This window comes from Actinosynnema sp. NPDC023587 (assembly GCF_040640215.1).
In the GTDB taxonomy this organism is placed as follows: Bacteria; Actinomycetota; Actinomycetes; order Mycobacteriales; family Pseudonocardiaceae; genus Actinosynnema.
Genome location: NZ_JBFABG010000006.1, coordinates 45,511 through 72,337, shown reverse-complemented (window position 1 = coordinate 72,337; position 26,827 = coordinate 45,511). Strand labels below are relative to the sequence as shown.

At 74.6% G+C, this 26,827-nt stretch carries 25 protein-coding genes; 11 read left to right on the top strand and 14 right to left on the bottom strand.

Features of this window, described 5'->3' with window-relative positions:
• Positions 1 to 83: 83 nt before the first annotated feature.
• Entirely contained in the window at positions 84 to 1,085 is a 1,002-nt protein-coding gene (locus AB0G01_RS17990) for a hypothetical protein (RefSeq protein WP_360946720.1), read from the bottom strand.
• Positions 1,086 to 1,164: 79 nt separating this feature from the next.
• Here AB0G01_RS17990 and AB0G01_RS17985 point away from each other — a divergent pair, with 79 nt between their 5' ends.
• The gene (locus AB0G01_RS17985) at positions 1,165 to 1,518 is read left to right on the top strand and encodes an MmcQ/YjbR family DNA-binding protein (RefSeq protein WP_360946717.1); all 354 of its coding nucleotides are present in this window, start codon (positions 1,165 to 1,167) and stop codon (positions 1,516 to 1,518) included.
• 19 nt (positions 1,519 to 1,537) lie between these two features.
• Here the strand turns inward: AB0G01_RS17985 and AB0G01_RS17980 are convergent, their stop codons facing one another.
• Positions 1,538 to 2,524 carry a hypothetical protein gene (locus tag AB0G01_RS17980; protein ID WP_360946714.1) on the bottom strand — a complete coding sequence of 329 codons (987 nt, stop codon included), beginning with the start codon at positions 2,522 to 2,524 and terminating at the stop codon, positions 1,538 to 1,540.
• The gene (locus tag AB0G01_RS17975; RefSeq protein ID WP_360946711.1) at positions 2,521 to 3,147 is read right to left on the bottom strand and encodes a PadR family transcriptional regulator; all 627 of its coding nucleotides are present in this window, start codon (positions 3,145 to 3,147) and stop codon (positions 2,521 to 2,523) included. Before AB0G01_RS17975 ends, AB0G01_RS17980 begins: the two co-directional genes overlap by 4 nt.
• A 188-nt stretch (positions 3,148 to 3,335) precedes the next feature.
• Between AB0G01_RS17975 and AB0G01_RS17970 the strand changes: the two genes are divergently transcribed.
• Both AB0G01_RS17970 and AB0G01_RS17965 read left to right on the top strand, forming a co-directional pair.
• A complete protein-coding gene (locus AB0G01_RS17970; protein ID WP_360946708.1) occupies positions 3,336 to 4,118 on the top strand; it encodes a hypothetical protein in 783 nt (260 codons plus the stop codon).
• On the top strand, positions 4,115 to 5,263 hold the full coding sequence (locus AB0G01_RS17965; protein ID WP_360946705.1) for an XRE family transcriptional regulator: 1,149 nt from the start codon (positions 4,115 to 4,117) through the stop codon (positions 5,261 to 5,263). Before AB0G01_RS17970 ends, AB0G01_RS17965 begins: the two co-directional genes overlap by 4 nt.
• Positions 5,264 to 5,288: 25 nt before the next feature.
• Here AB0G01_RS17965 and AB0G01_RS17960 read toward each other — a convergent pair whose 3' ends face one another.
• From AB0G01_RS17960 to AB0G01_RS17950, 3 genes are all read right to left on the bottom strand, one after another.
• A complete protein-coding gene (locus AB0G01_RS17960; RefSeq protein ID WP_360946702.1) occupies positions 5,289 to 5,885 on the bottom strand; it encodes a short chain dehydrogenase in 597 nt (198 codons plus the stop codon).
• 105 nt (positions 5,886 to 5,990) lie between these two features.
• A complete protein-coding gene (locus AB0G01_RS17955) occupies positions 5,991 to 6,794 on the bottom strand; it encodes an SAM-dependent methyltransferase (RefSeq protein ID WP_360946699.1) in 804 nt (267 codons plus the stop codon).
• Between the two features lie 236 nt (positions 6,795 to 7,030).
• Positions 7,031 to 8,443 carry an APC family permease gene (locus tag AB0G01_RS17950; RefSeq protein ID WP_360946696.1) on the bottom strand — a complete coding sequence of 471 codons (1,413 nt, stop codon included), beginning with the start codon at positions 8,441 to 8,443 and terminating at the stop codon, positions 7,031 to 7,033.
• Between the two features lie 137 nt (positions 8,444 to 8,580).
• On the opposite strand from AB0G01_RS17950, the gene AB0G01_RS17945 reads away from it, so the two are divergent.
• A complete protein-coding gene (locus AB0G01_RS17945) occupies positions 8,581 to 9,186 on the top strand; it encodes a TetR family transcriptional regulator C-terminal domain-containing protein (protein WP_360946693.1) in 606 nt (201 codons plus the stop codon).
• Positions 9,187 to 10,263: a P1 family peptidase gene (locus tag AB0G01_RS17940; protein ID WP_360946690.1), complete on the top strand. Its 1,077-nt coding sequence runs from the start codon at positions 9,187 to 9,189 to the stop codon at positions 10,261 to 10,263.
• Positions 10,264 to 10,288: 25 nt separating this feature from the next.
• Here the strand turns inward: AB0G01_RS17940 and AB0G01_RS17935 are convergent, their stop codons facing one another.
• The gene (locus tag AB0G01_RS17935) at positions 10,289 to 11,020 is read right to left on the bottom strand and encodes a zf-HC2 domain-containing protein (protein ID WP_360946687.1); all 732 of its coding nucleotides are present in this window, start codon (positions 11,018 to 11,020) and stop codon (positions 10,289 to 10,291) included.
• A gap of 64 nt (positions 11,021 to 11,084) precedes the next feature.
• On the opposite strand from AB0G01_RS17935, the gene sigC reads away from it, so the two are divergent.
• The gene (gene sigC, locus AB0G01_RS17930) at positions 11,085 to 11,654 is read left to right on the top strand and encodes an RNA polymerase sigma factor SigC (protein ID WP_360946684.1); all 570 of its coding nucleotides are present in this window, start codon (positions 11,085 to 11,087) and stop codon (positions 11,652 to 11,654) included.
• Positions 11,655 to 11,855: 201 nt separating this feature from the next.
• On the opposite strand, the gene AB0G01_RS17925 is transcribed toward sigC, so the two are convergent.
• From AB0G01_RS17925 to AB0G01_RS17905, 5 genes are all read right to left on the bottom strand, one after another.
• Positions 11,856 to 12,968: a hypothetical protein gene (locus tag AB0G01_RS17925; RefSeq protein WP_360946681.1), complete on the bottom strand. Its 1,113-nt coding sequence runs from the start codon at positions 12,966 to 12,968 to the stop codon at positions 11,856 to 11,858.
• Positions 12,969 to 13,241: 273 nt separating this feature from the next.
• On the bottom strand, positions 13,242 to 13,853 hold the full coding sequence (locus tag AB0G01_RS17920) for an HD domain-containing protein (RefSeq protein WP_360946678.1): 612 nt from the start codon (positions 13,851 to 13,853) through the stop codon (positions 13,242 to 13,244).
• 73 nt (positions 13,854 to 13,926) lie between these two features.
• Positions 13,927 to 15,495, bottom strand: a complete 1,569-nt coding sequence (locus AB0G01_RS17915) for a PH domain-containing protein (protein ID WP_360946675.1) — start codon at positions 15,493 to 15,495, stop codon at positions 13,927 to 13,929.
• Between the two features lie 179 nt (positions 15,496 to 15,674).
• Complete coding sequence (locus AB0G01_RS17910; RefSeq protein ID WP_360946672.1) at positions 15,675 to 16,436, bottom strand: hypothetical protein; 762 nt, start codon at positions 16,434 to 16,436, stop codon at positions 15,675 to 15,677.
• A complete protein-coding gene (locus AB0G01_RS17905) occupies positions 16,433 to 16,912 on the bottom strand; it encodes a hypothetical protein (RefSeq protein WP_360946669.1) in 480 nt (159 codons plus the stop codon). The genes AB0G01_RS17910 and AB0G01_RS17905 overlap by 4 nt, the downstream gene beginning before the upstream one ends.
• 210 nt (positions 16,913 to 17,122) lie before the next feature.
• Between AB0G01_RS17905 and AB0G01_RS17900 the strand changes: the two genes are divergently transcribed.
• Positions 17,123 to 18,766 carry a caspase family protein gene (locus tag AB0G01_RS17900; protein WP_360946666.1) on the top strand — a complete coding sequence of 548 codons (1,644 nt, stop codon included), beginning with the start codon at positions 17,123 to 17,125 and terminating at the stop codon, positions 18,764 to 18,766.
• A 28-nt stretch (positions 18,767 to 18,794) separates the two neighbouring features.
• Here AB0G01_RS17900 and AB0G01_RS17895 read toward each other — a convergent pair whose 3' ends face one another.
• Positions 18,795 to 20,990 carry a hypothetical protein gene (locus AB0G01_RS17895; RefSeq protein ID WP_360946663.1) on the bottom strand — a complete coding sequence of 732 codons (2,196 nt, stop codon included), beginning with the start codon at positions 20,988 to 20,990 and terminating at the stop codon, positions 18,795 to 18,797.
• 71 nt (positions 20,991 to 21,061) lie between these two features.
• On the bottom strand, positions 21,062 to 22,012 hold the full coding sequence (locus AB0G01_RS17890) for a TauD/TfdA family dioxygenase (RefSeq protein WP_360946660.1): 951 nt from the start codon (positions 22,010 to 22,012) through the stop codon (positions 21,062 to 21,064).
• Positions 22,013 to 22,327: 315 nt separating this feature from the next.
• Between AB0G01_RS17890 and AB0G01_RS17885 the strand changes: the two genes are divergently transcribed.
• The 4 genes from AB0G01_RS17885 to AB0G01_RS17870 are packed head-to-tail and all read left to right on the top strand — an operon-like array spanning position 22,328 to position 26,827.
• Positions 22,328 to 23,515 carry an ROK family transcriptional regulator gene (locus tag AB0G01_RS17885; protein WP_360946657.1) on the top strand — a complete coding sequence of 396 codons (1,188 nt, stop codon included), beginning with the start codon at positions 22,328 to 22,330 and terminating at the stop codon, positions 23,513 to 23,515.
• A complete protein-coding gene (locus AB0G01_RS17880; RefSeq protein ID WP_360946654.1) occupies positions 23,512 to 25,077 on the top strand; it encodes an ABC transporter substrate-binding protein in 1,566 nt (521 codons plus the stop codon). The genes AB0G01_RS17885 and AB0G01_RS17880 overlap by 4 nt, the downstream gene beginning before the upstream one ends.
• Complete coding sequence (locus AB0G01_RS17875) at positions 25,074 to 26,033, top strand: ABC transporter permease (RefSeq protein WP_360946651.1); 960 nt, start codon at positions 25,074 to 25,076, stop codon at positions 26,031 to 26,033. The genes AB0G01_RS17880 and AB0G01_RS17875 overlap by 4 nt, the downstream gene beginning before the upstream one ends.
• Positions 26,030 to 26,827, top strand: a complete 798-nt coding sequence (locus AB0G01_RS17870; RefSeq protein ID WP_360946648.1) for an ABC transporter permease — start codon at positions 26,030 to 26,032, stop codon at positions 26,825 to 26,827. The genes AB0G01_RS17875 and AB0G01_RS17870 overlap by 4 nt, the downstream gene beginning before the upstream one ends.

Sequence of the window (26,827 nt, the reverse complement as noted above, 5' to 3'; positions counted from 1 at the left end):
ACAGTGGCTCGCCGCAGGACTGCGGGGGGTGACCGATCGTGCCCCAACGAGGGATGTGCGGGATGCGAATTGTGCGGAAAGACCTACCGGGGCAGGAGGGGCCACACGTCGGCGGCCACGGCCTTGGCCGTGGTGCAGGCCAGGTCGACCGAACTGCCGGGAGCCAGGGTGACCGCCACGAGCGCGATCTCGCTCACCCCGTCCCCGACCGGCAGGTGGGCGGTCTCGGCCACGCACAGCACGAGCGAGGTCACCGCCGTCCTGCTGATCGCCGTCCGCCGCCCGGCGACGTCCTCGACGGTGGTGTTCCCGCCGTCCGCCTCGGCCGGCACCCCCACGGTGAACGTCAGCCGCATCCGGGGCGGGTTGACCGAGCCGTCCCGGCTCCAGCGGCACTGGTGGGCCGCCGGGTAGGGCCGGGCCTTCGCACCCAGGAGGCCGGGGACCTTGGCGACGGTGTCCCGGGCCGCGATCGAGCACGGGTCGACCTTGCCGATCGACCGCGCCTGGTACGCGCGGTGCCCGGCGTCCTCGGCCAGCACGCGGTCGGCGGCGGCGGTGGCCAGGGCGTCGGCCGGGTTGCACAGCTCCGACGACGTGGTCTTGGCGGTGTTGTAGTTGCTCACCGTGATGCTGAGCGTGACCAGGTCGGCGAACACCAGCCGGCGGGCGCACTGGTAGGTGTCGTCCGGCTGGTAGGCGATCCGCAGCCCGCCCCGGTAGTTCCGGTAGTCCGCCCGCACCTCGCTCTCCGAGGCGAGCTGGTCGAGGCTGCCGACCTGCACGTCGAGCTCCGTGCCGGCCGGCGTGGTCAGGGTGGCCGGGCAGTAGTCCAGCGATTCGGGCGGGGAGAGCGCGGCCGTGCCGTAGGCCTTGAGGTCGGCGGGGTCGAACAGGCTGCACGGGTCGAACGTGGGCAGGTCGCCCAGCAGGTTCACGGCGGTGGCCCGCGACTTGTCCTTCGCCGTGGTGGTGGTCGTCGGGATCGGGCCCGCGACGGGCGTTCCGCCCACCCGCACGCTGCACCCGCCCACCACGGCGACGAGTCCCACCACGAGGAGGACCCGCCTGCCTGTCCTGATCATGACCGCAGCCTAGGCGAAGCGCGCTCGGCGGCACATGCGTACGTATACTCGGGTTCGCGGAACTTTCCGGGGGAATCCAGTGGCGGTCGGCAGTGATGTGTTCTTCGGTCTGGTAGGCGCGCTCGCGGAGGTGCGGCGTGCCGAAGGCGGGCAGTACAGCTCCTTCGCCGTGCGCGGGAAGAGGTTCGGCTACCACTGGCCGCGCACGCGGACCGTGGGGCTCAAGCAGACGTTGTCCGAGCAGCGGGCCCTGGTGGCCGAACGCCCGGAGGTGTTCGAGGAGCAGTTCACCGCCGGCGGCTTCGGCTGGGTCGTGGTCCGGCTGGACGGGGTGGACGCCGGCGAACTGGCCGAGCTGGTGTTCGAGGCGTGGCGGTTGTCCGCGCCCGAGGACCTGATCGCCACCGCGTCGGACCCCGCCGCACGTCGCTGACCGCCCGGCCCGCCGTCACCTACCCGTCGGCCGACCGGATGATGTCGCGGTAGGCCGCGAAGGCGGGCTTGGGCTCGTAGGTGTCGGTGACCAGGCCGAGTGAGCCGAGCGGTGCCGACGTACCGCTGTCCGCGTCGCGCAGGGAGAACAGCTCGTACTGGGCGATGTTCAGCGGTGCGCGCAGGGCCAGCACCGCGCCGATCATGTCGGTCAGCGACTCGCGCTGCGCGTCCCCGTCGCGCGGCGCGCCGCTGGGGGAACCGTTCTCCACCACGTGGATCGGGGTTTCGGGCGGGATGTGGGCGCGGGGCAGCGAGTGCTCGCGCAGGTGGCGCAACGCGTGCGCGGTGAGCGACCCGACGTCGCCCGGTGTGCCGCGCGGCGCGACCGGGGAGAAGGCGTCGGGGTAGAGCCCGAGGCCGACGTAGTCCACGTGGGCCGCGAAGTCCTGGTGCGGCACGGAGTTCAGGTGCGCCCAGAACGCGTCGTCGCCGCCCAGCCATTCGGCCGGCTCGGCCACCGAGAACCCGACCGCCGGGGCCAGGCCGCGTGCGCGCAGCAGGGACTTGACGTGCGGGATGCCGTGGACCAGCGCGTCGAGCACGCCGGGCGAGCTGCCGTCGATCAGCGGGATCGGGAAGTTCGGCTCCAACGTGACCTGGAGGAAGCGCACCAGGTGCCCGTAGCGGTCGACCACGGCCTCCAGGAACCGCAGCCACCCCGGCAGGTCGGCCGTCGCGGGGAGGTAGCTGACCACGAGGTCCAGCTCCCGCCCGGACTCGGCGTACCACTCGTCGGGCAGCGTGAGGTGGTCGAGCCCGTGGTGCGCGCCCAGGCTCGCGGCCAGGTCCGGCCGGTGCGGTTCGCCGAGGTGGTGCACGTACTCGCGGACGACGAACGGCCGCCCGCCGGCGAGCCGGTCGACCAGCTCGCGGATCGCCGCCGGGTCCGCCGGGCGCGAGCAGGTCGTGCCCGCGCGGCCCCCGGGGTAGATGCCGAACTTCACGGGTCGGTCCTTTCCGGACGGTGGTCGGGGCATTCGGTGTTCTGCCGGCTGGTGTTCTGTTGGTTGGGGTGGGGCTGTCCGGCGTCGGGCCAGTCGAGCTCGCCGGCGCGGATTCGTTGGGCGGTGGCGCGGGTCCAGGTGATCTCGGCGGTGACGACCGAGCGCCAGTAGGCGACTTCGAGCATGTGCGCCTCGCGCACGTCCGGCGGCAGCCGCAGGGCGTCCAGCTCACCGTCGAGCCGGGTGGCGCGGTCCTCCAGGATGGTGGCGGCGCGGTCGGCGGGCAGGATCGCGACGTAGGCGACGGCCAGGGTGAAGTCGACCGACGCGGCGGGCGAGTCCACCAGCCCGGACTCGACCTTGGCGCGGAAGTCGGCGAGGCCGGCGGCGGTCGGCTCGTAGACCGTGCGCGGCGGCCGGTTGCCGACCTGCTCCGGGGCGCGGGCGGCGACGAGTCCGTTGCGTTCCAAGGTTTTCAGCAACGTGGTGACGGTGCTGCGGGTCGTGCCGCGCTGGTAGCGCTCGTGCAGGCGGGTGGTGAGGTCGTAGGCGTGCGCGGGGTGCTCGACCAGCAGGCCGAGCAACGGCAGGACCAGGCTGTTGCGGGTGGCGTCCAAGGGCACGGTCGCACTCTATAGACGTATACGACTAATTGGCAACCCGAGGTGTTCGGCTCGCCGCTTCGGGCTCCCGCCATGGGCCGGCAGCGCCGAGGACTCCCGGCGCTTGCCGGGCGCGACGGGTCGGCGGTGTGCGACACGCCGGTTCATTTCCACGCACGATCTACTGGTCGCGAGGTAGGTTGGACGTCATGACGGAACAGCGGGAAGTCCTCGCGGAGTTCGGCTCGGCCGGCGTGCTGGACGGCCTGCGCTGGGCGTACCAGTCGGCGATCACGCGGGCGCTGGAGGACTTCTCCGAGGCAGACGGCCACGACGCGGCCTGGTTGGGCAACACCCGCTTCACCCTGTTCCGCAACCGGCTGGACCGCGTCTTCCACTGCGAGCGCTACGCCGCGCCGGACGCCGACTCGGGTCTGGACGAGCTGTACGCCCGCCTGTCCGGCAAGGACATCGACTCGATGCCGCGCGTCGCGCCGGGCGTGGTGCAGCGCTCGAACCTGAACAACAGCCCCGGCTGGGCGGTCGGCCACCGGCGGTTCCTGCTCGCCGCGGGCGAGTACGGCAAGCTGGGCGCGCTGGCGTGGGCCCGCCGCAGCAGCACCAAGCAGCGCGTCGCCCTGCAACGCGAAGCGCACCCGGCGCAGGCGTCGCTGTTCGAGCACTCCGCCGAGGAAGGGGTCGGCGGCCTGTTCGCGCTCACCTCCCAGGTGCTCGACCTCGACACCTACGTCGTCGCGCACAGCCTCGACCCGGTCAGCCGGCGCGCCGAGCTCATCCTGGGCCGCGCCCGGCTCAACGCGGGCGGCGGTCCGGCGTGGGCGTGGCGGGTGGACGTGCTGGGCGCACCGGCGGCGGACCGGCGGGCCGCCGCGACCCCGCCACCCACTGCGGCCGACCCGGCGGCCGACCCGGCCCCGGACGCCCCCGTCCGCCTGCGTGGTCGGGGCGGTCTCGCCGCCGGTGAGCGGTGAACCCTCGCTCTCCGGTGCGGGCGGCCGACGTCGCCCCGCTGTTCGACGGCTCGCGGCTCACCCTCGCCCGCAGGCTGGCCGGCCTGCGCAAGAGCGACCTCGCGGGCCGGGTGGACAAGAGCCCGACCGCCGTGGCGGCCTGGGAGTCGGGCGCGAAGCGGCCCACCGCCGCGACCGTCGCGCAGTTGGCGCTGAGCCTGGCCGTGGAGCCCGGTTTCTTCGCCGTGCGCGCCGACGACGTGGCCGCCGTGAGCGCCACTCCGCACTTCCGGTCGCTGCGGTCGACCAGCCAGCTCGCCCGCGACCAGGCGTTCGCCTACGGGCAGGTGGCGGTGGACGTGGCGGCGAGCCTGGAGCGGCACGTCGAGTTCCCCGAGCCGGACGTGCCGTGCCTGCCGGTCGCGGCGGACGACCCGGACGACGGCCCGGAGCGGGCCGCGCGGCTGGTGCGCGAGCGGTGGGGGATCGGGCCGGGCCCGGCGGGTCACCTGGTGCGGCTGCTGGAGAACCACGGCGTGCTGGTCGTGTTCAGCCCGCCGGGGGCGGCCTCGGTGGACGCGTACTCGTTCGACAGCCGGTTGCGGCCGGTGGTCGTGCTCAACCCGGTCAAGCGCGACTACTACCGGCAGCGGTTCGACGTGGCGCACGAGCTCGGGCACCTGGTGATGCACGGCGACGCCGAGCCGGGCGTCCGGGGCGTGGAGGACCAGGCGCACCGGTTCGCCGCCGAGCTGCTGATGCCGGCCGACCAGGTCCGCGACCTGCTGCCCGCGAGCATGGGCGGCGCGGTGTGGCCGACGCTCGCCCGGCTCAAGGAGCAGTGGGGCGTGAGTATTCAGGCGCTGCTGTACCGGGCGCGGTGGCTGGGCCGGCTGGGCGACGTGTCGTACCGCAACGCCATGGCGACCGTCTCCGCGCGGGGGTGGCGGCGCGGCGAGCCCGGCCTGGTGACGGTGATGGAGCAACCGTCGCTGCTGCCGCGCGCGGTCGAGCTGCTGGCGTCGGAGGGGATCGGGGCCGGGGCGCTGGTCGAGCAGTGCCGCGTGCCGGCCGACCTGTTCCGCACGGTCACCGCCCGCACGCCGCACGCGGCGGACACCACCCGGGCCGGGACCCGGGTGGTGTCCATCCTGAACGGCGGCTGACCCCGCCGGGCCGCGCACCGCCCGGTCAGGGGATGAAGACCTGACCGGTCTGCGCGCCCTCCACGGACCGCACGTAGGCCTGGGCCACGTCGGCGGCGTCGACCGGCGGCATCCCGGGGAAGAACGGGCCGTAGTCGGGCAGGCTCTCGGTGACCACGGTGGGGCTCACGGCGTTGACCCGCTGCGGTGCGATCTCGATCGCGGCGGCCCGGACGAACGCCTCCACGGCACCGTTGACCAGGGACGCCGCGCTGCCGGTGACGATGGGCTCGCGCGCCAGCACGCCCGTGATCAGGGTGAACGACCCGCGCTCGGCGATCCGGGAGACACCCTGGCGGACGAGTTCCACCTGGCTGAGCACCTTGCCCTCGAACCCGGCGCGGTAGTCGTCGGCGGTCAGGTCGGCGAAGGGCTTGAACGGCACCGAGCCGGCCGCGCTGACCACCGCGTCCACCCGCCCGGCCCGGTCGTAGAGCTCGGCGATCCGGTCCGGGTCGGTGATGTCGACGCGCAGGTCGCCCGACCCCCGGCCGGCGGTGACGACCTCGTGACCGCGTCCGGCGAGCGTCCGGTGGACGGCCGCGCCGAGCGTGCCGGAGGCCCCGATGAGCAGAATCTTCATGCCGTCGACGTTAGGCGTGGTCCCGGGGTGGGGGAAATGTCTCTCGCGCCTCACTCGTGCTCGCCGGTGGTGGACGCGGACCTGCGGCACCTGGAGCAGGTGGGCTCAGCCCTTGCGCCCGACGGCCGCGAACGTCGACGTGCGGCGCGGGTCGGCGTCCTCCTCGCCCGGGTCGGGCCGCCACTCGGTCAGGTAGACCACGCCGGGGTCGACCAGCGTCAGATCGCCGAACAGGCCCGCCACCTCGGCGCGGGTGCGCACGGCGAACTCGCCGACGCAGCGCCGGAAGTGGTCGGTCGCCTCCGCGTAGTGCTCCTCCGACCCCTCCTGGGTGGCGTGCGACACGACCAGCCGGCTGCCCGGCGCGGCCGGCCCCAGGTACCGCCGGATGAGCCCGGCCGGGTCGTCCTCGTCGGGCACGAAGGGCAGCACCGCGACCATCAGCACCGCGACCGGCCGGGTGAAGTCCAGCAGCCGCACCGTTTCCGGCGCGTTCAGCACGTCGTCGGGCCGGCGCAGGTCGGCGTGCACGGCGGCGGCCCGGTCCGCGCCGGCCACCAGCGCCCGGCTGTGCGCGACGGCCACCGCGTCGGTGTCGACGTAGACCACCCGGCACGCCGGGTCCGCCCGCCACGCGACCTCGTGCACGGTGCCGGCGGTGGGGATGCCGGACCCGAGGTCGAGGAACTGGGTGACCCCGTCCGCGACCAGGTGCCGCACCGCCCGGCGCAGGAAGTTCCGGTTGGCCCGCAGGATCGCGGGCAGCTCGGGCATCGCGTCGGTGATCCGCCGGGCGACGTCCCGGTCGGCCTGGAAGTTGTGCGAGCCGCCCAGGTGCACGTCGTACACCCGCGCCGCGCTCGGCCGCTGGAGGTCGATCTCGGTACCCGCCCACGTCGGACGTTCCATCGTCGGACCTCCCTCGACAGCGAGGGGTGCGACCTTATCGGCGCGGATCGCGCGTTGTCCTCGGGACGGCGCATTCCCACCTGTTCGGAATCCGACCGCGTTCGGGGTCGCCGGGGGATTCCGGGGCGGCGTCCTGTGTGGACGCCGTGCCCCGGGTCCGCGCGACCGCCCGGGTGCGCGGACCCGGGCGGCCCGGCCGGGGGTGGGACCGGCCTCCCCGGCGGCGGGGGAGCGGGTCAGTCCTCGGCTTCGGGGCCCCGCAGCTCCCACGCGCCGCGCCGGCGCAGCACCAGCAGGTAGTACAGCGCGGACACCACCGCGATGCCCGCCGTGATGAGCAGGCTCGGCCGGCCGATCGCCGGGTCCATCGCGTTCTGCCACACCACGAACGCCAGCGCCGCCAGCGCCAGCACGGGTGCCACCGGGAACAGCGGCATCCGGTACGCGGCGTGCGCGGTGCTCCCGTTGCGCCGCCCGTTGAGGGCCGCCAGGCACAGGGCCGCGTACACCGCCACGATCGACGTCGCGGTGACGACGAGCAGGAAGTCCTTGTCCGCGAAGCACAACACCGTGGCGAACGCGCCGGTGGTCAGGGTCGCGATCCACGGCGTGCCGGTGCGCGGGTGGATGGCGGCCAGGTTGCGGCTGATGTTGCCCGGCCAGGCCGCGTCGCGGCCGGTGCTGAACACCATCCGGGAGGTGATCAGGATGATCGCCAGCACGGCGTTGAGGATGGCCAGCGCGACCGCGAGGCTGATGACGGTGTTCACCGTCGACCCGGCCTGGGCGGTGACGAAGTAGCTCATCATGTTCTCGGCGGCGAAGAGCTCCTCCAGCGACGGCGCGCCCATCAGCACGGCGGTGACCGGGATCAGCTCGGAGGCCACGGTGATCGCCAGCGCCCACAGGATGGCGCGGGCGATGCCGCGACTCGCGTTCGAGGTCTCCTCGCCGAAGTACACCGCCGAGCCGTACCCGTTGTAGGAGAAGATCGCCACGGCGGCGGCGGCGGTGATCAGGCCGATGGCCGCCGGCCCGACCACGCCGTCGGACGCGGCGACGGGGTTGGTCAGCAGCTCGCCCAGCGGGCGGGCCGGGTCGAACAGGCCCAGCGCGCTCACCACGGCCAGCGCGACCATCTCGATCACCAGGAACACGCCGGTGATCCAGGCGTTGAGCTTCACGTCGAACACGGCCAGCACGGTCGCGCCCGCCGTGGTCACGGCGGCCACCAGCGGTCCGGGCAGGCCGGGGATCAGCACCTCCAGGTAGGTGCCGACGCCCAGCGCGATGACCGCGATGATCAGCAACTGGGTGACCATGAGCAGGCCGAGCGTGACGAAACCGGGCAGTTTGCCCAGCGTGCGGCCGACGATCGCGTACTCGCCGCCGCTGAGCGGGTAGGCGGACGCGAGCTCGGCGTAGACGAACGCCATGAACACGCCCACCACGGCGGCGATCGCGAAGCTCCAGAACGCGCCGCTGCCGGCCTGCGCCACGACACCCGGCGCGATGATGAAGACCGAGGAGGCGGGGGAGATCGCGGACAGCGTGATCAGCAGGGTGCCGAGCACCTTCAAGCCCCGGCGCAGGGCCGGTGTCGGGCGGTGGTCCGACGGTGGTGCGGGTGACGACGATGGATCCGGCATGGCGGTCTCCTCGGTCCCAGTTCTTTGACTGGTCATCAAAGAACTCGAACCGGGCCGAGTCAATAGCAAGCCAGGATTCGAGGACACTTCCGTGCGCCGGGCTTGCGTTCTTCGAAGATCACCCGAAGAATCGGGTCATGCCGAGACCCAGCCGGGCCCACGAGAAGCGCGGCGAGCTGGTCGCCGCCGCGCGCCAGGCCCTCCTTGACCGCGGCCTGCTCGACCTGAGGTTGCGCGACGTCGCCGACCAGGCCGCCATGTCGACCGGGTCGGTGCTGTACTACTTCCCGACCCTGGGCGACCTGCTCTACGAGGTGCAGCGCGAGGCGATCGAGCGGTTCTGCGTGGACCGGGAGAACGCCGCCCGCCGCGAGGTCGACCCGCGCCGCCGGCTCACCGTGACGATCCGCGCGGGCCTGCCCACCGGGCAGGACGACGAGCTGTGCGCGCTGATCTACGAGCTCGGCGCGTACGCCCGGCGCGACCCGGCCTACGCCGCGCAGCACATCCGGCTGTGCGAACGCCAGGTCGCGCTGTACACCTCCGTCCTGGAGGCCGGCGCGGCCATCGGGGTGTTCGACCTGACCCGGGACGCGACGACCATCGCGCGCGCCCTGGTGTCGCTGGAAGACGGGCTGGGCCTGCACATCACGCAGGCCGTGCCCACGTTCACCGTCCCCCAGGCCGAAGCGATCCTGCTCGCGTACGCGGCCGACACCACCCGATGCGAACTGGAGGCGTGAATGCGCGCACGTGACCTCGGAATCCGACTGCTCGGCGACACCGGGCCGCTCAACGCGATCACCGACGTGCCCGGCGTGGAGGTCGGCTACACCACCCTGGTCGAGGGGGACGCGGTGCGCACGGGCGTGACCGCCGTCCTGCCGCGCGGCCGGTCGGGGGTCGACGTGCCGTGCACGGCGGGGTGGTACTCGCTCAACGGCAACGGCGAGATGACCGGCACGACGATGATCAGCGAAGCCGGGCAGTTGCGGATGCCGGTGCTGATCACCAACACGCACGCGGTCGGCCCGTGCCACCGGGGCGTCGTCGACTGGGTCGCCCGCGAGCACCCCGAGGTCGCCGCCCAGTGGCTGCTGCCGGTCGTCGCGGAGACCTGGGACGGCTACCTCAACGACATCAACGGCCCCCACGTGCGGCCCGAGCACGCGGTGGCCGCGATCGAGGACGCCCGGCCGGGGCCGGTGGCCGAGGGGTCGCTCGGCGGCGGCACGGGCATGAACTGCTACGCCTTCAAGGGCGGCAACGGCACGTCGTCGCGGGTGGTCCGGTACGAGCGGGAAACCTACACCGTGGGCGTGTTCCTCCAGGCCAACTTCGGCGGCCGGCGCGAGCTGGTGGTGGCCGGCGTGCCGGTGGGGGAGGCGCTGACCGACGACAACCCGATCGAGGACGGCGACTGGAAGAACCCGCCCGGCGCGGGGTCGGTGATCGTCGTGGTCGCCACCGACGCGCCGCTGCTGCCGGGCCAGTGCGCCGCGCTGGCCCGCCGCGTGCCGCTGGGGCTGGCCCGGACCGGCACCACCGGGTCGCACTTCTCCGGTGACATCTTCCTGGCGTTCTCCACGGGCAACGGCGGGTCGATGACCCCGTCCGCGTTCTCGGAGGGGGAGCTGGGCTACGACCAGGTGCGCCACCTCCCGTGGAGCCGGCTGGACGACTTCTTCGCGGCCGTGGTGTACGCGACGGAGGAGGCGGTGCTCAACGCCCTGGTGGCGGGCCGCGACATGACCGGCCGCGACGGGCGGCGCTCGCCCGGCCTGCCGCTGGACCGCGTGGCCGAGCTGGTCAAGCGCTAGGTCCGGGAGGCCCCGGCGGACGTGTTCAGGCCGCCCGTCGGCGGCTCACCGGCCGCAACCGGGGCCGGGGTCTCGGGGTCGCCCGCGGCGGGTCTTCCACCCCGCCGCGGAGATCGGGCGAATCCGGCAGCGGTTCCGCGACCCGGCCCCCGTCCGGGTCCCGCCGGCCCCGGTGCACCACCACCAGCAGCACCAGGCCGAGCACCAGGACCGCGTGCGAGGTGACCCGCTGGACCGTCGCCTCCCCGGTCACCAGGTCCTGCACCGAGAACGCCCCGAGCACCACCACGAAACCCGCCACCACCGGCAGCATCCCGGTCGTGGCGCGGGGCCGCAGCGCCGTCCACAGCAGGCCCAGGCCCAGTGCCAGGTTCCACGCCGTGCTCTCGTTGAACAGGTGGCTCCCGCTGGCACCGTGGATGCCGTGCCCCGCCGTGCCGCCCTCCGGCCCCGACCCGAGCACCTGCCCCAGCCCCAGCGTGACCTGGGCGACCGCCACCCCCGCCAAACCCGCCCTCGGGTACCACCCCCGGGTCGGGGCGACCGGCGGCGCGGCGGCCAGGACGGCGTCCACCAGGTCCGGCGTCACGGTGGCCGGCCGCAGCCGCAAAGACCTGGTCAGCGCTGCGGCGTCGTCCTGCCACGCACGGCACGCGGCGCACCCGTCGAGGTGCGCGTCGGTGTCGTCGGCGGGGCCCGGCCCCGGTTCGCCGTCCAGCCGCGCCGACAGGGCCTCCCGGCAGGTGTCGCAGTCCACGGCCCTATTGTCGGGCAAGCGGGCGGGGAAGTTCCCGGCGCGGGGTGCACTAACCTGGCGCACTGTGTCGATCTCACGCGGTGACGACGACGTGGTCACGAGCCTGGCGCTGGCGGCGGGCTCCGGTGACCGCGCGGCGCTGGAGCGGTTCGTCCGGGCCACCCAGCGCGACGTGTGGCGGTTGGTCGCCCACCTGACCGACCCCGGCCGGGCCGACGACCTCGCCCAGGAGGTCTACCTCCGGGCCCTGCGCAGCCTGCCCGCGTTCGAGGGCCGCTCCTCGGCCCGCACCTGGCTGCTGTCCATCGCCCGGCGCACCGTCGTGGACCACATCCGCAGCGCCGGCGCGCGACCCGTGATCGCCTGGTCGGCGGACTTCCAGCAGGCGTCCGACGCGCAGCGGTCCGCCGCGCGCTCCGCCGGGTTCGAGGACGTCGTGGAGCTGAACCTGCTGCTGGCCGCGCTGCCCGCCGACCGGCGGGAGGCGCTGTTGCTCACCCAGGTCCTCGGCCTGTCCTACGCCGAGGCCGCCGAGGTGTGCGGGTGCCCGATCGGGACCGTGCGGTCCCGCGTCGCCCGCGCCCGCGACGACCTGCTGCGCGGCCAGGGCCACGAGGGCATGACCGCCGGCTGACCCGCGCCGGGCCGCCTGTCCGGAGTTCGGCGGGCGGCCGGTGTTCCGGCGTTTCGCCCGGCCGCGATCGCGGTGGACCGGCCCGGGGGTCACGGGTTCCCGAAGTCTTCGGGAAGTGGGCACCTCGGCCGGAAACCGCGGTTCCCGGCCGAGGTCCGAGGCGTTCGCCGGACGTGGATCACCCGTCCGGCCCCCGACGGTCTACCGGCCGCGCACCTGCCACTTCACCGCGCGAGCCGAGCCGTCGGCGTTGGTCGACGTGCCGACGACGGTCCCGTTGTTGTTCAACGCCACCGGCGAGCTGGTCGCGCCGCCCAGGGTGCCCAGGTCGACGACCCGGCCGTGACGCCACAGGAACGCGCGCTGCTGCCCCGTCGCCGAGCTGTAGCCGATGATGTCGCCCGCGTCGTTGATCGCCGTGGCCTCGGCCGGTCCCGGCACGTTGAGCACCACCTGGCGACCGCCGCGCCACACGGTGGCCCGCCGGACACCCGACGCGTCCTGCGTCCACCCGACGATGTCACCGCACTCGTTGACCGCCTGCGGCGAGGACGCGACCGCGCCCACCCCGCCCGGCAGCACCGTGACGGTGGTGCCCTGCCAGCGCAGCGGCTGGTTGTCGCGGTTGCCGACGATCACGCCCGACTCGTTCACGGCCACCACCGCGTACGGCCCGGTCCCGGCCACGGCGGCCAGGCCCGAGCACGACCCGTCCTGGCACCGGAACGCGCTCTTGGCGTCGCCGAACATCGCCGTCTGGGTGCCGGCGACCAGACCGCGGTCGTTGATCACCGAGATGCCCAGGTGCGGGCCGCTCATCGGCAGTTCCACGTGCCCGCCGGTCTTCCACACGGCCGAGGCTTCCTGGTGGTAGCCGTAGGGGGAGCGCGAGTACGTCATCGGCACGTCGCCGTTCGAGTTGATCGCCGTCGCGATCACCCACCCGGCCCCGGACGGGGCGAGGTTGGTGGTCGTGCCGTTGTGCCAGAGCCGGGGGTGCTGCTGGTAGGTCCCGCCGCCGCTCCACGACTCCAGGCCGAGCACCTGCCCCAGCCGGTTGATCGCCGTGGCGTTGCCGCGACCGAGGTCGACCGGCGTGCCGTTCTCCCACAGCACGACGCGCGAGCCGGTGTTGCCGGAGTGGGTGCCGGCGACCTGGCCGTTGTCGTTGAGCGCGATCACGCGGGAGGTACCGCCGGCGAGCGCGGGGAGCTCGGTGACGGTGACCCGGGGCGCGGCCTCGGCGGGCGTGGTGAGCGCGAGCGGCAGGGCAGCCGCCAGCAGCAGTGGTACCAGGACACGCTTGTGGGGCATGGGTGGCTCCGATGTGGTGTACGTGGCGGCGCGACCCGGACGCTAGCGCCGGTGGGCTGGAATCAGCGTCCCCCGGGATGGTGAGATGACCGCGCGTTCTGCCGGGACTCCCGGCACGTCGGAGCGCGCACTCGCGTCAACTGGTTGGAGCGGTGGGGAAATCCGACCTGCCGGGGGTCGCGGCGCGCGGCGCGGCCCCCGGCGGGTCGGACCGCGACCACTACGGGTTCTCGCAAGCCACCGGGGCCGCGCCGGCGCACCGGGGCGGCCGGGTCAGCCCGTCGGACCCGGCGCGGGCGGGTCCAGCGGGTTGCCCAGCACGCGGGTCTCCCAGCCGGTGCGGAACAGGTCGGCGGCGGCGCAGTCGGGTTTGCGCCCGGCCTGGTCCCGGGCCCGGTCGAGGAAGGCGGGCGCGAAACCCAGGCGCGGGAACCGGTGCAGCAGCGCGGCGGTGAAGGTGTCGGTGAACCCGGCCAGGCGGCGGCCGGAGACGTCGGCGCTGACCGCGACCTGGAGGAGGTGGCTCTCCGGGTCCTGCTCGGCCGGGACGTCGTCGCGCATGTGCCGCACGATCACCTCGGCCAGCCGGTCGCGGCGCGGCGCGGCCCACCCCGCGCCCGCCGCGAACACCTTGGCCACCTGGCCGCCGGCCACCTCGAACGGGAGGAGGTGGCTGTCGAACGCCGGGGTCAGCGCCAGGTCGTGCAGCAGCGCGGCCACGTAGAGGAGCTCGGCGTCGTGGTCGATCCCGTGCGTCGCGGCGTGGGCGGCGGCCCAGGAGTACGCGCGCAGCGAGTGGTTGCGCAGCCAGGGTTCGGCGTGCTCGTGGCACACGTCGAGGGCGGCGCGGGCCGCCGGGGTGTCGGGTCCGGTGAAGAAGTCCACGGCGGTGAGCCTAAGTGCACCGATCGGTGACGTCGGGACACGACGTGCGCGCGGCCCGCCACGACCAGCGCCCCTACGTCAGCCAGAGGACCGCGCCGGCCGCGATGGCGAAGCACAGCACGACCGGCAGGACACCGCCGAACCGCGTGGTCACGTCGTCGTCGCGGGCCGGGGCCAGGTCGTGCAGCCGGCGGGCGAGCGCGCCCAGTTCGGCCACCGGGCGTCGGCTCGGGGCGAGGGTGAACCGCGCCCCCGACTCCAGTTCCAGCACCAGCCGGTCGCCGTCCCGGCGGATCGACGTCACCGCCGACCACGGCACGCGGTAGGTCCGCAGCCACGACCGGACCGACGCGCCGTCCCGGTGGAACACCGCCGACGGCCGCGCCCGCACCCAGCCCGCCAGCACGCACGTCCCCGCCGTCCACAGGGCCGTCAGCACCACCGGCCCGTCCACCGTCGTCGCACCCACCACCAGGAACAGCGCCGCCGCGAACAGCCACCGCCCGGCCACCACGTCCCGCCGGAGCGGCGGCACCGGGTAGGGCAGCGGCGGGACTTCCAGGGCCACGCCCAGGAGCTCCTCGCCCGGACCGTCGGAGCGGGGCAGCTCCCGGTGGCCCGCCCGCAACGGCCGGGTGGGCAGCAGCACCCCGTCCGGGCCCGACAGCACCACCCAGCCGCCGTGGCTCAGGTCGCCGACCGCCAGCATCCGGTCGTCCTCGAACGGCCGCGACACCGGCACCGACGCGAACGGCCGGCCGTCCACGGTGTGCAGCACCGCCCGGCCCCGCTGGTCCGCCCGCACCAGCACCTCCACCGCCGGCGACGGGCCGGCGAACACCCGCTGCCACGCGCGCCGGCCGGCCAGGTCGCGCAACCGCAGGAACGCCGCCATGCCCAGCGACACCGCCATCACGGTCAGCGGGAACGTCACGTCACGGGGCTCGGCGACCAGTTCCGCCCACCCGCCGTCCACCCGCACCGGCACGTCCGCCCCGACGGCGTAGCCCTCGGTGGACAGCACGTCGAACGTCCGCTGCGACGACGGCAGCCGGACCGTCACGTCGTGCTCGCCGACCGCCGTCACCGTGCCGCCGACCCGGACCGCCGCCACAGTGTGCTCGTCCAGCTCCGTGGCGTCGACCAGGTACTTCACCAGCGCCAGCACCCCCACCAGCAGCATCAGCAGCGCCACCACCGTGCGCCCGGTGAACCGCACGGGCGTCGCGCGCGGCACCCGGACCGGCGCGCTGATCGGCCCCACCACCCGGTGCTGCGCCCGCCGCGCCTCGACCAGCCACAGCGCCACCAGCGCGCACGCCAGGCCGTGCAGGCCGAACGCGAGCCGGATGCCCTCGTCGGCCTCGGACATCATCTCCACCAGCCCGAAACCCGCGCCCAGGGCGCATCCCAGCACCGGTTCGCGCCACAGCAGCACGGGCGTGGCCAGCAGCGCCGCCGCGACCACCGACAGCCACGCGTCGGGGTGGCACGGGGCGGCCGACGTGCACGTGGTCGGCGTGGTGATGGCGTAGCCGAAGGCGAACCCCCAACCGGCCAGCAGCACGCCTTTGTAGACCCACGCCGGCACGGCGTGCGCCTCCCAGCGGCGCAGGTCGGCGGCGGTGAAAGGTCGGCTCATACCGGAGATCCTGCGGTACGCGGCGACGCCGTCCGCCACCAGCCCCGGGGTAGCCGGTCGCACCGGCGGCGACCGGCCCGCCACCCCCGCCGGTCGGTGCGGGCGCGCGGAAGCAGTGGTTCGGAGCAGCCCTCCGAACCCGTGATCGCGGTGCCGTCGCGGTGCGACCCGCTGCCCGGTCAGGGGTACTGGAGCAGTCCCAGGATCAACCCGCAGAGGAAGAGCAGGAAGCCGGCCAGCGCCAGCACCGGTCCGCTCGTCAGCGCCGTCCGCCAGGTCAGGATCTCCGGCGGCGCGGTGAGCGGGAGGAGCACGGGCGACGTCCCCGCCGGTCGGGGCAGCCACGCCGGTGTCTCGACGCCCACCCCGAGCTTGCGGAGTTCCCGGACGCCGACGACGTGCGTCACCAGGTCCGCCTTGCCGGCGGCCAGGGCCTGCCGGAGGAGTTCCCCGACCAGGGCTTCGGAGGTCTTCGCGTCCAGCAGCACGGCGAGCAGCGCGGCCAGCGGGCCCTCGTCCCGCACCGTGACGTCCTCCAGCGCGTCGCCGAAGCTCAGCCTCGCCACCGCCGGGTAGACCGCCGGCAGTTGTGCGCCGAGCACGTCGATGGGCGCGGGAGCGTCGGCGGTGCGCTGGACGAACGCCGCGCCGCACAGCACGTCGCGGATCGCCGAGCGCGTCGCCGCCGCCGGCGGCGGGCCCGCTTCCTCGATCGCGGCCAGCACGCGGGCCGCGTCCGGCGCGGACCCCGCGCCGCGCAGCGACCGCGCCAGCGCCAGGTGGTCGGCGGCCCGATCGCTCGGGACGGTGTGCACGATCTGCCTCCGCTGGTCGAATACCGCTGGGAGCGCGGCGGGGAAACCCGGCCCGCCGGTGACGTCGTCCGGCGCGGACGCGAGGGGCGACGGGCTCGCGGGCGGCGACCCGACCCGCGCCGTCACCGGAGGGACCGGGCCCGCCGATAGGTCGGAGACGGTTCCCCGTACAGCACGTCCAAGCCCGGCCCGATGGTCACCGGCTGGTAGGCGGACAGCGCGAAGGTCCGACCGTCGAGGTGCCGCAGCCGCACGCCCGAACCCGTCACGCCCGAGCGCACCCGGTAGATCTCGTAGGCGGGTTCGTCGTCGGCCGTGTGCCGCAGCAGCAGCTTGTCGCCGACGACCTCGATGGCGAAGCGGAGCCGCTGGGAGCGCGTGCCCGGCACCGGCAGGAAGCTGTGCTGGTCGCGCGAGGTGACCTTGACGTGGATTCCCCGGACGTCCTGCCACCGCATCCGCACCGCCGACCGCACCACGATCCCCACCAGCGCCCCGGCCGTCACCACCGCGAGCAGCACCCACAGCCCGAACCCGTCGACCAGGAACGGAGGTGCCTCCTCCGCCGTGATGATCATGCCGACCGCTCCGGAACCGGTCACCACCTCGTCCTCCGCGACGCCTCGGGCCGCCGGGGCGGCGGGTGCGACCGCAGATATACCGCACGCGCCCGCGCTCGTCGCCCGACCCGGTCCGGTTCACTCGTCCGGACCAGTCCCCGCGACGAGTCGATCTCGGAACGGCCGCACCGCGTCGGCACCGCCGGACCGCACGGTTACCCTCGTCTCCCGACATCCAGGGGAGGGGACCGCGTGCACCTGCGTCATCCGGCCCCGAAGCCCGCCGACCCGCGTGCCGCCCTGGTCCTGACCACCGGCGCGTACGCGGACGAACGGCTGGCCAGGCTGCGCGCCCCGGTCGTGGACGCCACCGGCATGACCGAGGTGCTGGGGGACGCCGCGATCGGCGGCTTCGAGGTCACCGTCGTGCCCGACGGCACCGAGGTCGAGGTGCGGCGGACCGTCGACCGGTTCCTGGCCGAGCGGACCTTCGACGAACTCGTGGTGGTCTACCTCTCCTGCCACGGCCTGCTCGACGCGCGCGGCCGGCTCTACTTCGCCGCCACCGACACCGACCGGGACCGGTTGCCCTCCACCGCGGTCGAGGCGAGGTGGCTGCTGGAGCGCCTGGACGAGTGCCGCGCCGGCCGCCAGGTGCTGATCCTGGACTGCTGCTTCAGCGGCGCGTTCGACCGCGGCGCGAAGGCGGCCGAGACCGAGGTGGACCTGGAGCGCCGGCTCGCGGGCGGCCGGGGCCGCGCGGTGCTCACCGCGTCGCGCGCCACCGAGTACTCGTTCGAGGGCGAGGCCCTGGGGCGCGGCGGGTCGGTGTTCACCGCGGCGCTGGTCGAGGGTCTGCGCTCCGGCGCGGCGGACCGCGACAACACCGGGTACGTCACCGTCGAGGACGCCTTCCAGTACGCCGCCGACCGGGTCCGCCGGGACGACGGCTCGACGCAGACGCCGCAGCGCTGGCTGTTCCGGGGCGAGGACGCGATCATCCTGGCCCGCAACCCGTTCGGCGCGACCGTCGTGCCGACGCCGCTGCCCGAGTCGCTCGGCGCGAGCCTGGAGAGCCCGTTGCCGTTCGTCCGGGAGGGCGGGGTGCGGACGCTCGGCGAGTGGCTGTCCTCCACCGAGCCCGGCCAGGTCCTGGCCGCCCACCAGCGGTTGCAGCTCATCGCCGCCCAGGACGCGCCCCTGGTCGCCGAGCGGGCCCGGGAACTGCTGCGCGCGGTCGAGCCGCCGCCGGCCGTCGAGGAGCCCGCGCCCCCGGTGCGCCCCGCGCCGGTGGTGCCGCTCTACCTCGTGGTGGACGTCTCGGCGTCGATGGCGGGGCGGCGGATCGACGCGGTCAACGCGGCGATACCCGAGATCCTGCGGCGGATCGGCGACGACCCGCGCGGCGCGGAGCTGCTGCGGTTCGGCCTGGTCGACTTCGGTTCACAGGCCCACGCCGTGCTGGCCATGTCCTACGAGCCCGCCGCGTCGACGCCCGTGCCGACGCTGCGGGCGCGGGGCGCGACCTCGTACGCCGCCGCGTTCACGCTGCTGCGCGAGCAGGTCGACCGGGACGTGGCGGGCCTGGCCGCGCGGGGCCGGGCGGCCGACGAGGTGGTGGTCGCGTTCCTCACCGACGGCTGGCCGACCGACACCAACGACCAGTGGATCGGCGCGTTCGAGGCGCTGGTGGACAACCCGCCGGCGGCGCTCACCGTGCTGGCCCTCGGCCTGGGCGACGGCTTCGCCGCCGCCTCCGCGCTCGCCCACGTGGTCGGCGGCCCGAAGGTCTCGGAGCGCAGCAGGGCCGAGGAGGTGTCCGCCGACGAGTCCGGCCTGGGTCGCATCGCGGACTTCTACCTCGACGTGGTCGCGGGCCTGTCGGTCACGCACTGACCGCCCGCTCGCCCCCGGTGCCGGGGTCTCACCCGTGCTCGGCGTCCAGCAGCGCGCTGCCCGCCACGAACGCCGACGCGGCCAGCGGACCGCCGCCGTCGGCCACCCGGCGGTACTCGCGCAGCGCCGCCGGCGCGTCGCCCAGCCGCTGGAAGTTCGCCGCCACCAGGAAGCGGGCGTGATCGGCCCGGACCCGGTCCCCGGTGTCGCCCAGGTGGTCCAGCAGGCTCGCCGCGCGCAGGCCCGCGTCCACCGCGTCCTCGTGGCGGCCCGCCGCGTCGTTCGCCCGCGCCAGCCGCCACCACTGCTCGGCGGTCGCGCCGCCGGCCCGCAGCGACGCCTGGCCGATCGCCTCGTTCAGGTCGTCCACCGCCTCGGCGAGCCGGCCCGCGGCCATCAGCGCGCACGCCCGCAGGTAGCGCAGCCGCCCCACCAGGCGGTCCTCCCGGTCCGCGAGCCGGGCCAGCAGCGGGTCCACCAGGTCGTGGTGCGCGTCGGCGTCCTCCAAGCGCGCCAACGCTTCCAGCGCCTTCTCCGGAGCGTCCGCGTCCACGAACGCGATCAGCGCCGCGCGCGCCGACGCCGCCGAGCGGTCCGGGAACAGCGCCGCGTCCACCAGCAGCAGCGAACCCCGGGCGAGCGGGTCGCCGGTCGCGTGCCGCAACCCGCGCCGCACCGCCTCCTCGGCCTCGTCCAGCCGGCCCCGCGCCGCCGCCGCGTACGCGGCCCAGTGCTCGCCCCACGCGCACGCCGCGTCGTCGCCCAGCCCGCGCAGCCCGGCCAGCGCCCCGGCGGTCAGCGCCGCGCCGTCGGCGGCCCGGCCGTCGGCCACGATCCACAGGCCCAGCCGGCAGTGCGCGAGCAGCGCCCGCCGCACGTCGCCGTGCCGGCGGTGGACCTGCGCCGCCCGCCACAGCTCCGGTTCGGTCCCGGGGTCCTGGCAGAACCACGCCCTCAGTTCCGCCGCCCGCGCGGCCAGGTGCTCGGGCAGGTCGTCGGGCAGCGCCGCGAGGCACGCCCGCGCCTCGTCCGGCTCGCCGCGCGGGTCGTGCCACTCGGCGCGGTCCAGCAGCCGCGCGGGCGACAGCGGCGGCGGCGCGGTCGTCAGCGGGCGGCGGGTGGTCGGGGTCAGCGGCAGGTGGTCCACCAGCGGCGCGGCCACCAGCCGGGCGCGCACCCGGTCGCCCTGCGCGCACGTCCCGTTGCGCCGGTCGAACCGGTCGGCCAGGTCCAGCGCGAGCCGGCGCATCCGGTCGGCCAGCACCCGGAACCGGCCCGAGTTCGGGTCGTCGCCCAGGTCCAGCTCGACCTCGCCGCGCCCCAGCTCCACCATCCGCCGGGCCAGCACCGCCACGGCTGTCGCGAACTCCATGGTGGCCAGCGGCCGGCGGCGCGCCTGGAAGCCCCGCAGCGGCCCGAGCCAGTCGACGCCCGCGTCCTCGTTGCCGGTGAGCGCGCAGAACTCCACGATCCGGCCGTGCTCCTCCAGCGAGTGGAACTCGCCGGCCATGCCGCGCAGCAGCCGCCGGTAGAGCTCGGCGGCGTGTGGCCACGCGCCGGTCCGCGCCACCGGCAGCAGCATCAGGCTCCGCACCCGCACGGTCGCGCGGTCGACCGCGGACGGGTCGGCCGGCACCGGCCGGGCCAGCTCGTGCGCGCGGGCCGCGGACTCCGCGTCGCCGCGCGCCAGCAGGTGCTCCACCTCGACCGGCCGCCGCCACCGGTCGTCCCCGGCGGGGTCCGCGGTGGCCGCCCACCGCCGGAACGCGCGCTCGGCGGTGGGCCGGTCGCCCACGTGCGCGGCCACCCCGAGCCGGGCCGCGTGCACCTCGTGCAGCCCGATCCCGGCGGCCCGGAAGCGGCGCTCCACGTCGTCCAGCGCGGCGGTGATCTCGACCAGGGAGAGGTCCGGGAAGTCGACCATGGAGCCGACCAGCCGCGCGTGCCAGGACAGCAGCGAGACCTCGTCGTCGGCGTCGAACCGCCACGGCCGGTGGTCGTACTCGTCCACGCACTCGCGGAACAGCCGGAACACCTCGTCCCACCGGCCGTCGACCCGGTGGGCGTCGGCGAGCAGCCGGCGGGACAGGTAGGTGGCGCGCCGCACGTCGCCGGCGTCGGCCCGGCGCACGAGTTCCGCCAGCCGCCCGGTGCGGCTCTCCGCGTGCTCCCCGGCCTGGGCTTCGCGCAGCGACACCCACACGTCCCGCTCCACGGAATCCACCGACGATCTCCCCCCGGAGTGCGCTCGGCCGCACAGTAACACCGGGGTTCGACCACGCGGCCCGCTGCCGGCTACAAGGCGGAGTAGTGCGCGGCGTCGCCCTGGCGGACCACGCTCGGCGTGCCGTCGATGCCCACCGGCACGTCGCCCGCCAACGTGATGCGGTGCAACCGGCGCGCCTGGTCGTCGTAGTCGGCGATCGCGTAGTGCTGCGTGGCGCGGTTGTCCCAGATCGCCACGTCGCCGTCCTCCCAGCGCCAGCGCACGGTGTGCTCCAGGCGCGTGACCCGCTGCTGGAGTAGCTGGAACACCGCCTGCGACTCGGTGGAGGACAACCCCACCAGGCGCTTCACGAAGTGCCCGAGGAGCAACGCGCGCTCTCCGGTCTCCGGGTGCACGCGCACCACCGGGTGTTCGGTCTCGTACAGGTCGGACACGAACTCCTTGCGGTATCCCTCGGTTTTCACGTCCACGCCACCGATGCGCAGCTCGTCGACGTTGGCCGCGTAGTCGTAGGCGTTGGTGTGCACCGCCCACAGGTTGTCCACCAACGCCTTCAGCGACGGCGGCAGCGTCTCGTACGCGGCGACGGTGCTGGCCCACGTCGTGTCGCCGCCGTACGGGGGCAGGTGCACCGCGCGCAGGATGCTGATCGCGGGCACCCGGTCGACGAAGGTCACGTCGGTGTGCCAGCTATTGGCCTTGCCGTAGTCGGAGTCGATCGGCAGCACGTTGGCGTTGTCCCGCCCGCGCACGGTCGGGTGCGCCAGCGTCGGCGTGCCCAGCAGCTTCCCGAACGCGAGCTGGCCCGCGTCGTCCAGGTGGTGCTGGCCCCGGAAGAACACGACCTTGTTGGCCAGCAACGCCGACCGGACCCGCGCGACGGTCGTGGCGTCGAGGTCGCCGCCCAGGCGCACGCCGTCGACCCGCGCGCCGATGGCCGACCCGAGCCGCACCACCGACACCTCGCCGGCCGGTGCTCCGGACACTTCGGTTCCCGCGGTTTCCACAGACAGGCTCACGGTGTTCCCTTCGACTGGGTGGTTCGCGCCGCGCGGTCGCGGCCGGAGAGCGGGACCCGGCCCGCCCGTCGAACGGTACGAACGCCCCGACCGCGCCAACAAGGTTCCGTCAACCACTGAAAATAAGTAGTCGTCGGAATTCCATATCCCGGACGTCGTTGACTTCCGAAGTGGACACACGGAGTCTTCGGCTGTGCACCGCTGTTGCTGACCTCCGCCGCCGGCCGCCCGCCGGCTCCCGCGATTTCCTCGTCCGCCCGAACGAAAACGGGCGTCCTCGTGCTGCCCGAGAACGTCCGGAGAGGGTTGTCCACCGTGATCGAGACCCCGCGCGCCCGCCCCGGCGTCCGCGCCGCCAACGCCGCCGCGGTGCTCGCCGTGATCCGCCGCGAGGGCCCGCTCTCGCGGGCCGCGATCGGGCAGCACACCGGGTTGAGCATGCCCACGGTCAGCAGGCAGGTGGCCGCGCTGATGGACGTGGGCCTGCTGCGCGAGTTCCCGGACCTGGTGCCGGCCGGTGCGATCGGCCGGCCACGGGTGCCGATCGCGCTGGACGAGACCGTGTTCGCCGCGTGCGGCGTGCACATCGGGGTGAGCACCACCACCTACGGCCTGGCCGACCTGCACGGCACGCTGCTGGACTCGGAGGAGATCCCCACGCCCGGCGGCAGCGCGGAGGACGCCCTGGCGCACATCGCGGGCAAGGTGCGGGCGTTCCTGCGCCGCCGCGCGGGCCGCACGGTGGTGGGCATCGGCCTGGCCAGCGGCGGCCTGGTGGACGCGGCGCGCGGCCTGCTCGACCACGAGCGGCTGGGCTGGCACCGGGTGCCTGCCGCCGAGCTGCTGCACCGGGCCACCGGCCTGCCGGTGCACCTGGACGGGCACGTCGCCGCGATGGCCAACGCCGAGCTGCTGTTCGGCTGGGGGCCGAGGGTGTCCAGCCTGCTCTACTTCTACGCCCGCGAGGTGGTCGGCATCGCGTTCGCCGTGGACGGCGCGCTGCACCGCGGCCCCGGCGGGGGCGGCAGCATCGCGCACCTGCCGATCGGCGGCGACGCGCGGTGCCCGTGCGGCGCGACGGGCTGCCTGGAGGCGACGGTCGCGGACCGCACGGTGGCCGAGCGCGCGGTCCGCGCGGGCGTGGTCGCCGAGCCCGACATCCGGTTGGTCCGGTCGGCCGCGCGGCGCGGCGACGGCACCGCCGGGCGGCTGCTGGTCGAGCGCGCCACCGCGCTGGGCCGCGCGGTCGGGCTGCTGCGCGACGCGTTCAACCCGGACCGCGTCGTGCTCGGCGGCCAGGCCATCACCGACCCCGCCGAACGCCTGCCGGACCTGCTGCGGGCGTTCGCCGACACCACGACCCTGCCCGGCGCGGACATCGTCTCGGTGACCCGCCTGGGCCCCGCGCTCCAGGCCACCGCCGCGTGCACCGGCCTGCTCAACCGCCTGTTCGACCACCCGCTGGACCTGCTCGACGACGCGAGGAAGGCAACCGCCCGATGAACCTGACCAGACGTGCGACGCTCAAGGCCCTCACCGGGGCCGCGCTGCTGCTCGCCACGACGGCCTGCCAGTCGGCGGTGGACGCGCGGAGCTCGGCGGGCGACGCCTCGGCCGCGCCCCGGACGGGTGGGATCGCCGAACTCGGCGTCACCCTGGACCTGGTGCCCGCCAACGTGTTCACCAACAGCAACGCGGCCATCACCACCCTGGTCGGCCTGGTCTACGACAGCCTGGTCCGCTACGACCGGGAGGGGCTCGACCCGAAACCCGCGCTGGCCACCGAGTGGGCGGTCGGCGACGGCGGCCGGACGGTGACCCTGAAGCTGCGCGGGGGCGTCAAGTTCCACACCGGCCGGCCGTTCACCTCGGCGGACGTCAAGTACTCGCTGGAGACCTACACCGACCCCCGGTGGAACGGCCAGCTCCTGAGCACCGCCAAGGCGGTCACCGGAATCGAGACGCCCGCGCCGGACCAGGTCGTGCTGCGCTTGGAGCACCCGGTGAGCAACCTGTTCGACCTGCTGGAGACGGTGCCGGTGATCGACTCGGAGACGGCGGGCGACATCGCGTCGGGCAAGCGGTTCGTCGGCACCGGCGCGTTCGAGTTCGAGTCGTGGCGGCCCAACACCGATCTGACGTTCACCCGCAACGCCGACCACTGGGACGGCGCGCCGTACCTGGACGGGTTGCACGTGCGGGTCGTGCCGGACGGCCAATCGCTGCTGGCGGCGGTGAAATCCGGCCAGGTGCACCTGGCGCGCGGCATCGGCTACCGGGACGCGGAGGCCGCAGCGGCCACGCCCGGCCTGCGCTCGATTCCGTTGGCGGGCGCGGAACTCCAGGCGTACGTGGGCCTGAACGTGACCGCGCCCGGCCTCGACGACCCGAAGGTCCGCCAGGCCGTCGCCCACGCCCTGGACCGCGACCGGATCATCAAGGAGGTCTACCGCGACCAGGGCTACCCCGCGTCGCTGCCGTGGCCGCGCACGAGCCCGGCCTACGACGAGGAGCTCGACCGCCGCCACCGGCGCGACGTCGGCAAGGCCGAGGCGCTGCTCGCCGAGCACGGCGCACCCCTCCCGGAGATCCCGCTCGCCTACGTCGGCAACGACCCGGCGTTCACCGCCATCGCGCAGATCGTGCAGAACAACCTGGCCGAGGTCGGGATCGCGGTGAAGCTGGAACCGGTGGACTCCACCCAGTTCGTCAAGCAGTTGATCGGCGCGCAGTTCCCCGGCCTGTGGACCACCAACCACTCCTGGGCGCAGTTGTCGCCGGCCACGCTGACCGTCAGCGCCTACCCGTTCAACGCCCGCCGCAACGCCTCGCGGTTCTCCTCGCCGGCCTACACGGCCGCCGCCGAGGCCGCGTGGACGCTGCCCGCCGCGACCGGGCCCGAGGCCACCGCCGCGTACCGCGAGGTGTCCGAGCAGTTGTTGGCCGGCGGGTTCCTGGCCGAGATCGGCGTGGTGCTGGAGCAGTTCGTGGTGCGCGACGCCCTCCAGGGCGTGGACTGGTCCCGGCGGCGTGAGCTCGACCTCGGCAAGGCGCACCTGAGGTGACCGGCTACCTGGTGCGGCGACTGCCCTCGGCGCTGATCGTGCTGTGGCTGGCGTCGGTGCTGATCTTCCTGCTGATCCGGGCGATCCCCGGCGACGCGGCGGCGGTGCTGGCCGGTGCCGACGCGCCGCCCGAGGCCGTCGCCGCGATCCGCGCCGAACTCGGCCTGGACCGGCCGGTCGGGTCGCAGTACCTGCACTGGGTCGGCGGGCTGCTGTCCGGCGACCTCGGGCGGTCGTTCCTGATCGGCGGCGACATCGCCGGGCTGGTGGCCGACGGGCTGGCCAACACCGCGACGTTGACGCTGGCCGCGCTGCTGCTGGCGGCGCTGACCGCGCTGGTGCTGGGCCCGGTGTGGGCGGCCACCCGCAACCCGTGGGTGGACCGGCTGCTGACCGGGTTCCACACCGCGTCGGTCGCGCTGCCGACGTTCGTCACCGGGGTGGTGCTGATCCTGGTGTTCGGGGTGTTCTTCCGGCTGCTGCCCACCGGGGGCGTGCCGCCCGCCGGGTTGCTGGACCGGGTCGACATCACCGCGCAGTACCTGGTGCTGCCGGCGGTGTGCCTGGCGCTGCCGGTGGCGGGGGTGCTCACCGGGTTCCTCGCCGAGACGTTGCGCGGCGAACTGCGCCAGGACTACGTGACCACGGTCCGCGCGGCCGGCGTGCGCGACCGGGAGGTCGTGGTGCGGCACGCCCTGCGCGGCGCGCTGCCGGTCGCGGTGACCGCGCTGGGGTTGCAGACCGGGGCGCTGCTGGGCGGCGCGGTGCTGGTGGAGTCCATCTTCTCCTGGCCGGGCCTGGGGATGCTGGTCGAGCAGGGCATCACCCGGCGCGACTACCCGGTGGTGCAGGCGTTGCTGATGCTGTCGGTCACGGTGTTCGTGCTGGTCCAGTTGCTCACCGACGTGGCCCACGCGGCGCTGGACCCCCGGGTCCGGTTGGGCGGCCGGCGGTGAGCGCGCTGACCCGGGGTCGGGGACTGGTCGGGCTGGTCCTGGTCGGCGTGGTCGCGGTGGCCGGGCTGGTCGGGCCGCTGCTCGTGTCGTGGGACCCGTACCAGCAGATCCCGGACGCGAACCTGCTCGGGCCCTCCGCCGCGCACCCGCTGGGCACCGACGACCTCAACCGGGACGTGCTGTCGCGGCTGCTGTCCGGTATCCGCGTCGACCTGCTGATCAGCCTGACGGCGGTGCCCGTCGGGGCGCTGATCGGCTGCGCGATCGGGGCGCTGGCGACGTTCTCCAGCGCCCTGGACGTCGCCGTGCAGCGGTTCTTCGACGTGCTGCTGGCGTTCCCGCAGCTCATCCTGGCGGTGGGGTTGGCGGCGGTGATCGGGCCGGGCACCACGTCGGTGATGATCGTGATCACGGTGGTGGAGATCCCCGTGTTCGGCCGGCTGCTGCGCTCGGCCGTGCTGCGGGTGCGCGAAGCCCAGTTCGTCACCGCCGCCGAGGTGATCGGCGGCGGGCGCACCCACGTGCTGCGCACCCACGTGCTGCCGAACTCGCTGGAACCGCTCGTCGTGCAGCTCGCGCTGTCCATGTCGGTGGCGGTGTTCATCGAGGGGGCCATGAGCGTGCTCGGCATCGGCGTCAGCCCACCGGACCCGTCGCTCGGCGCGGTGCTCACCACGTCCTTGCGCTACCTCGACCTCAACCCCCTGTTCGCCCTCGGCCCGCTGGCCGTGACCGCCGTGCTGGTGCTGGGTTTCCAGCTCGTCGCCCAGGCCGCCAACGCGGCCCGGGGCTGA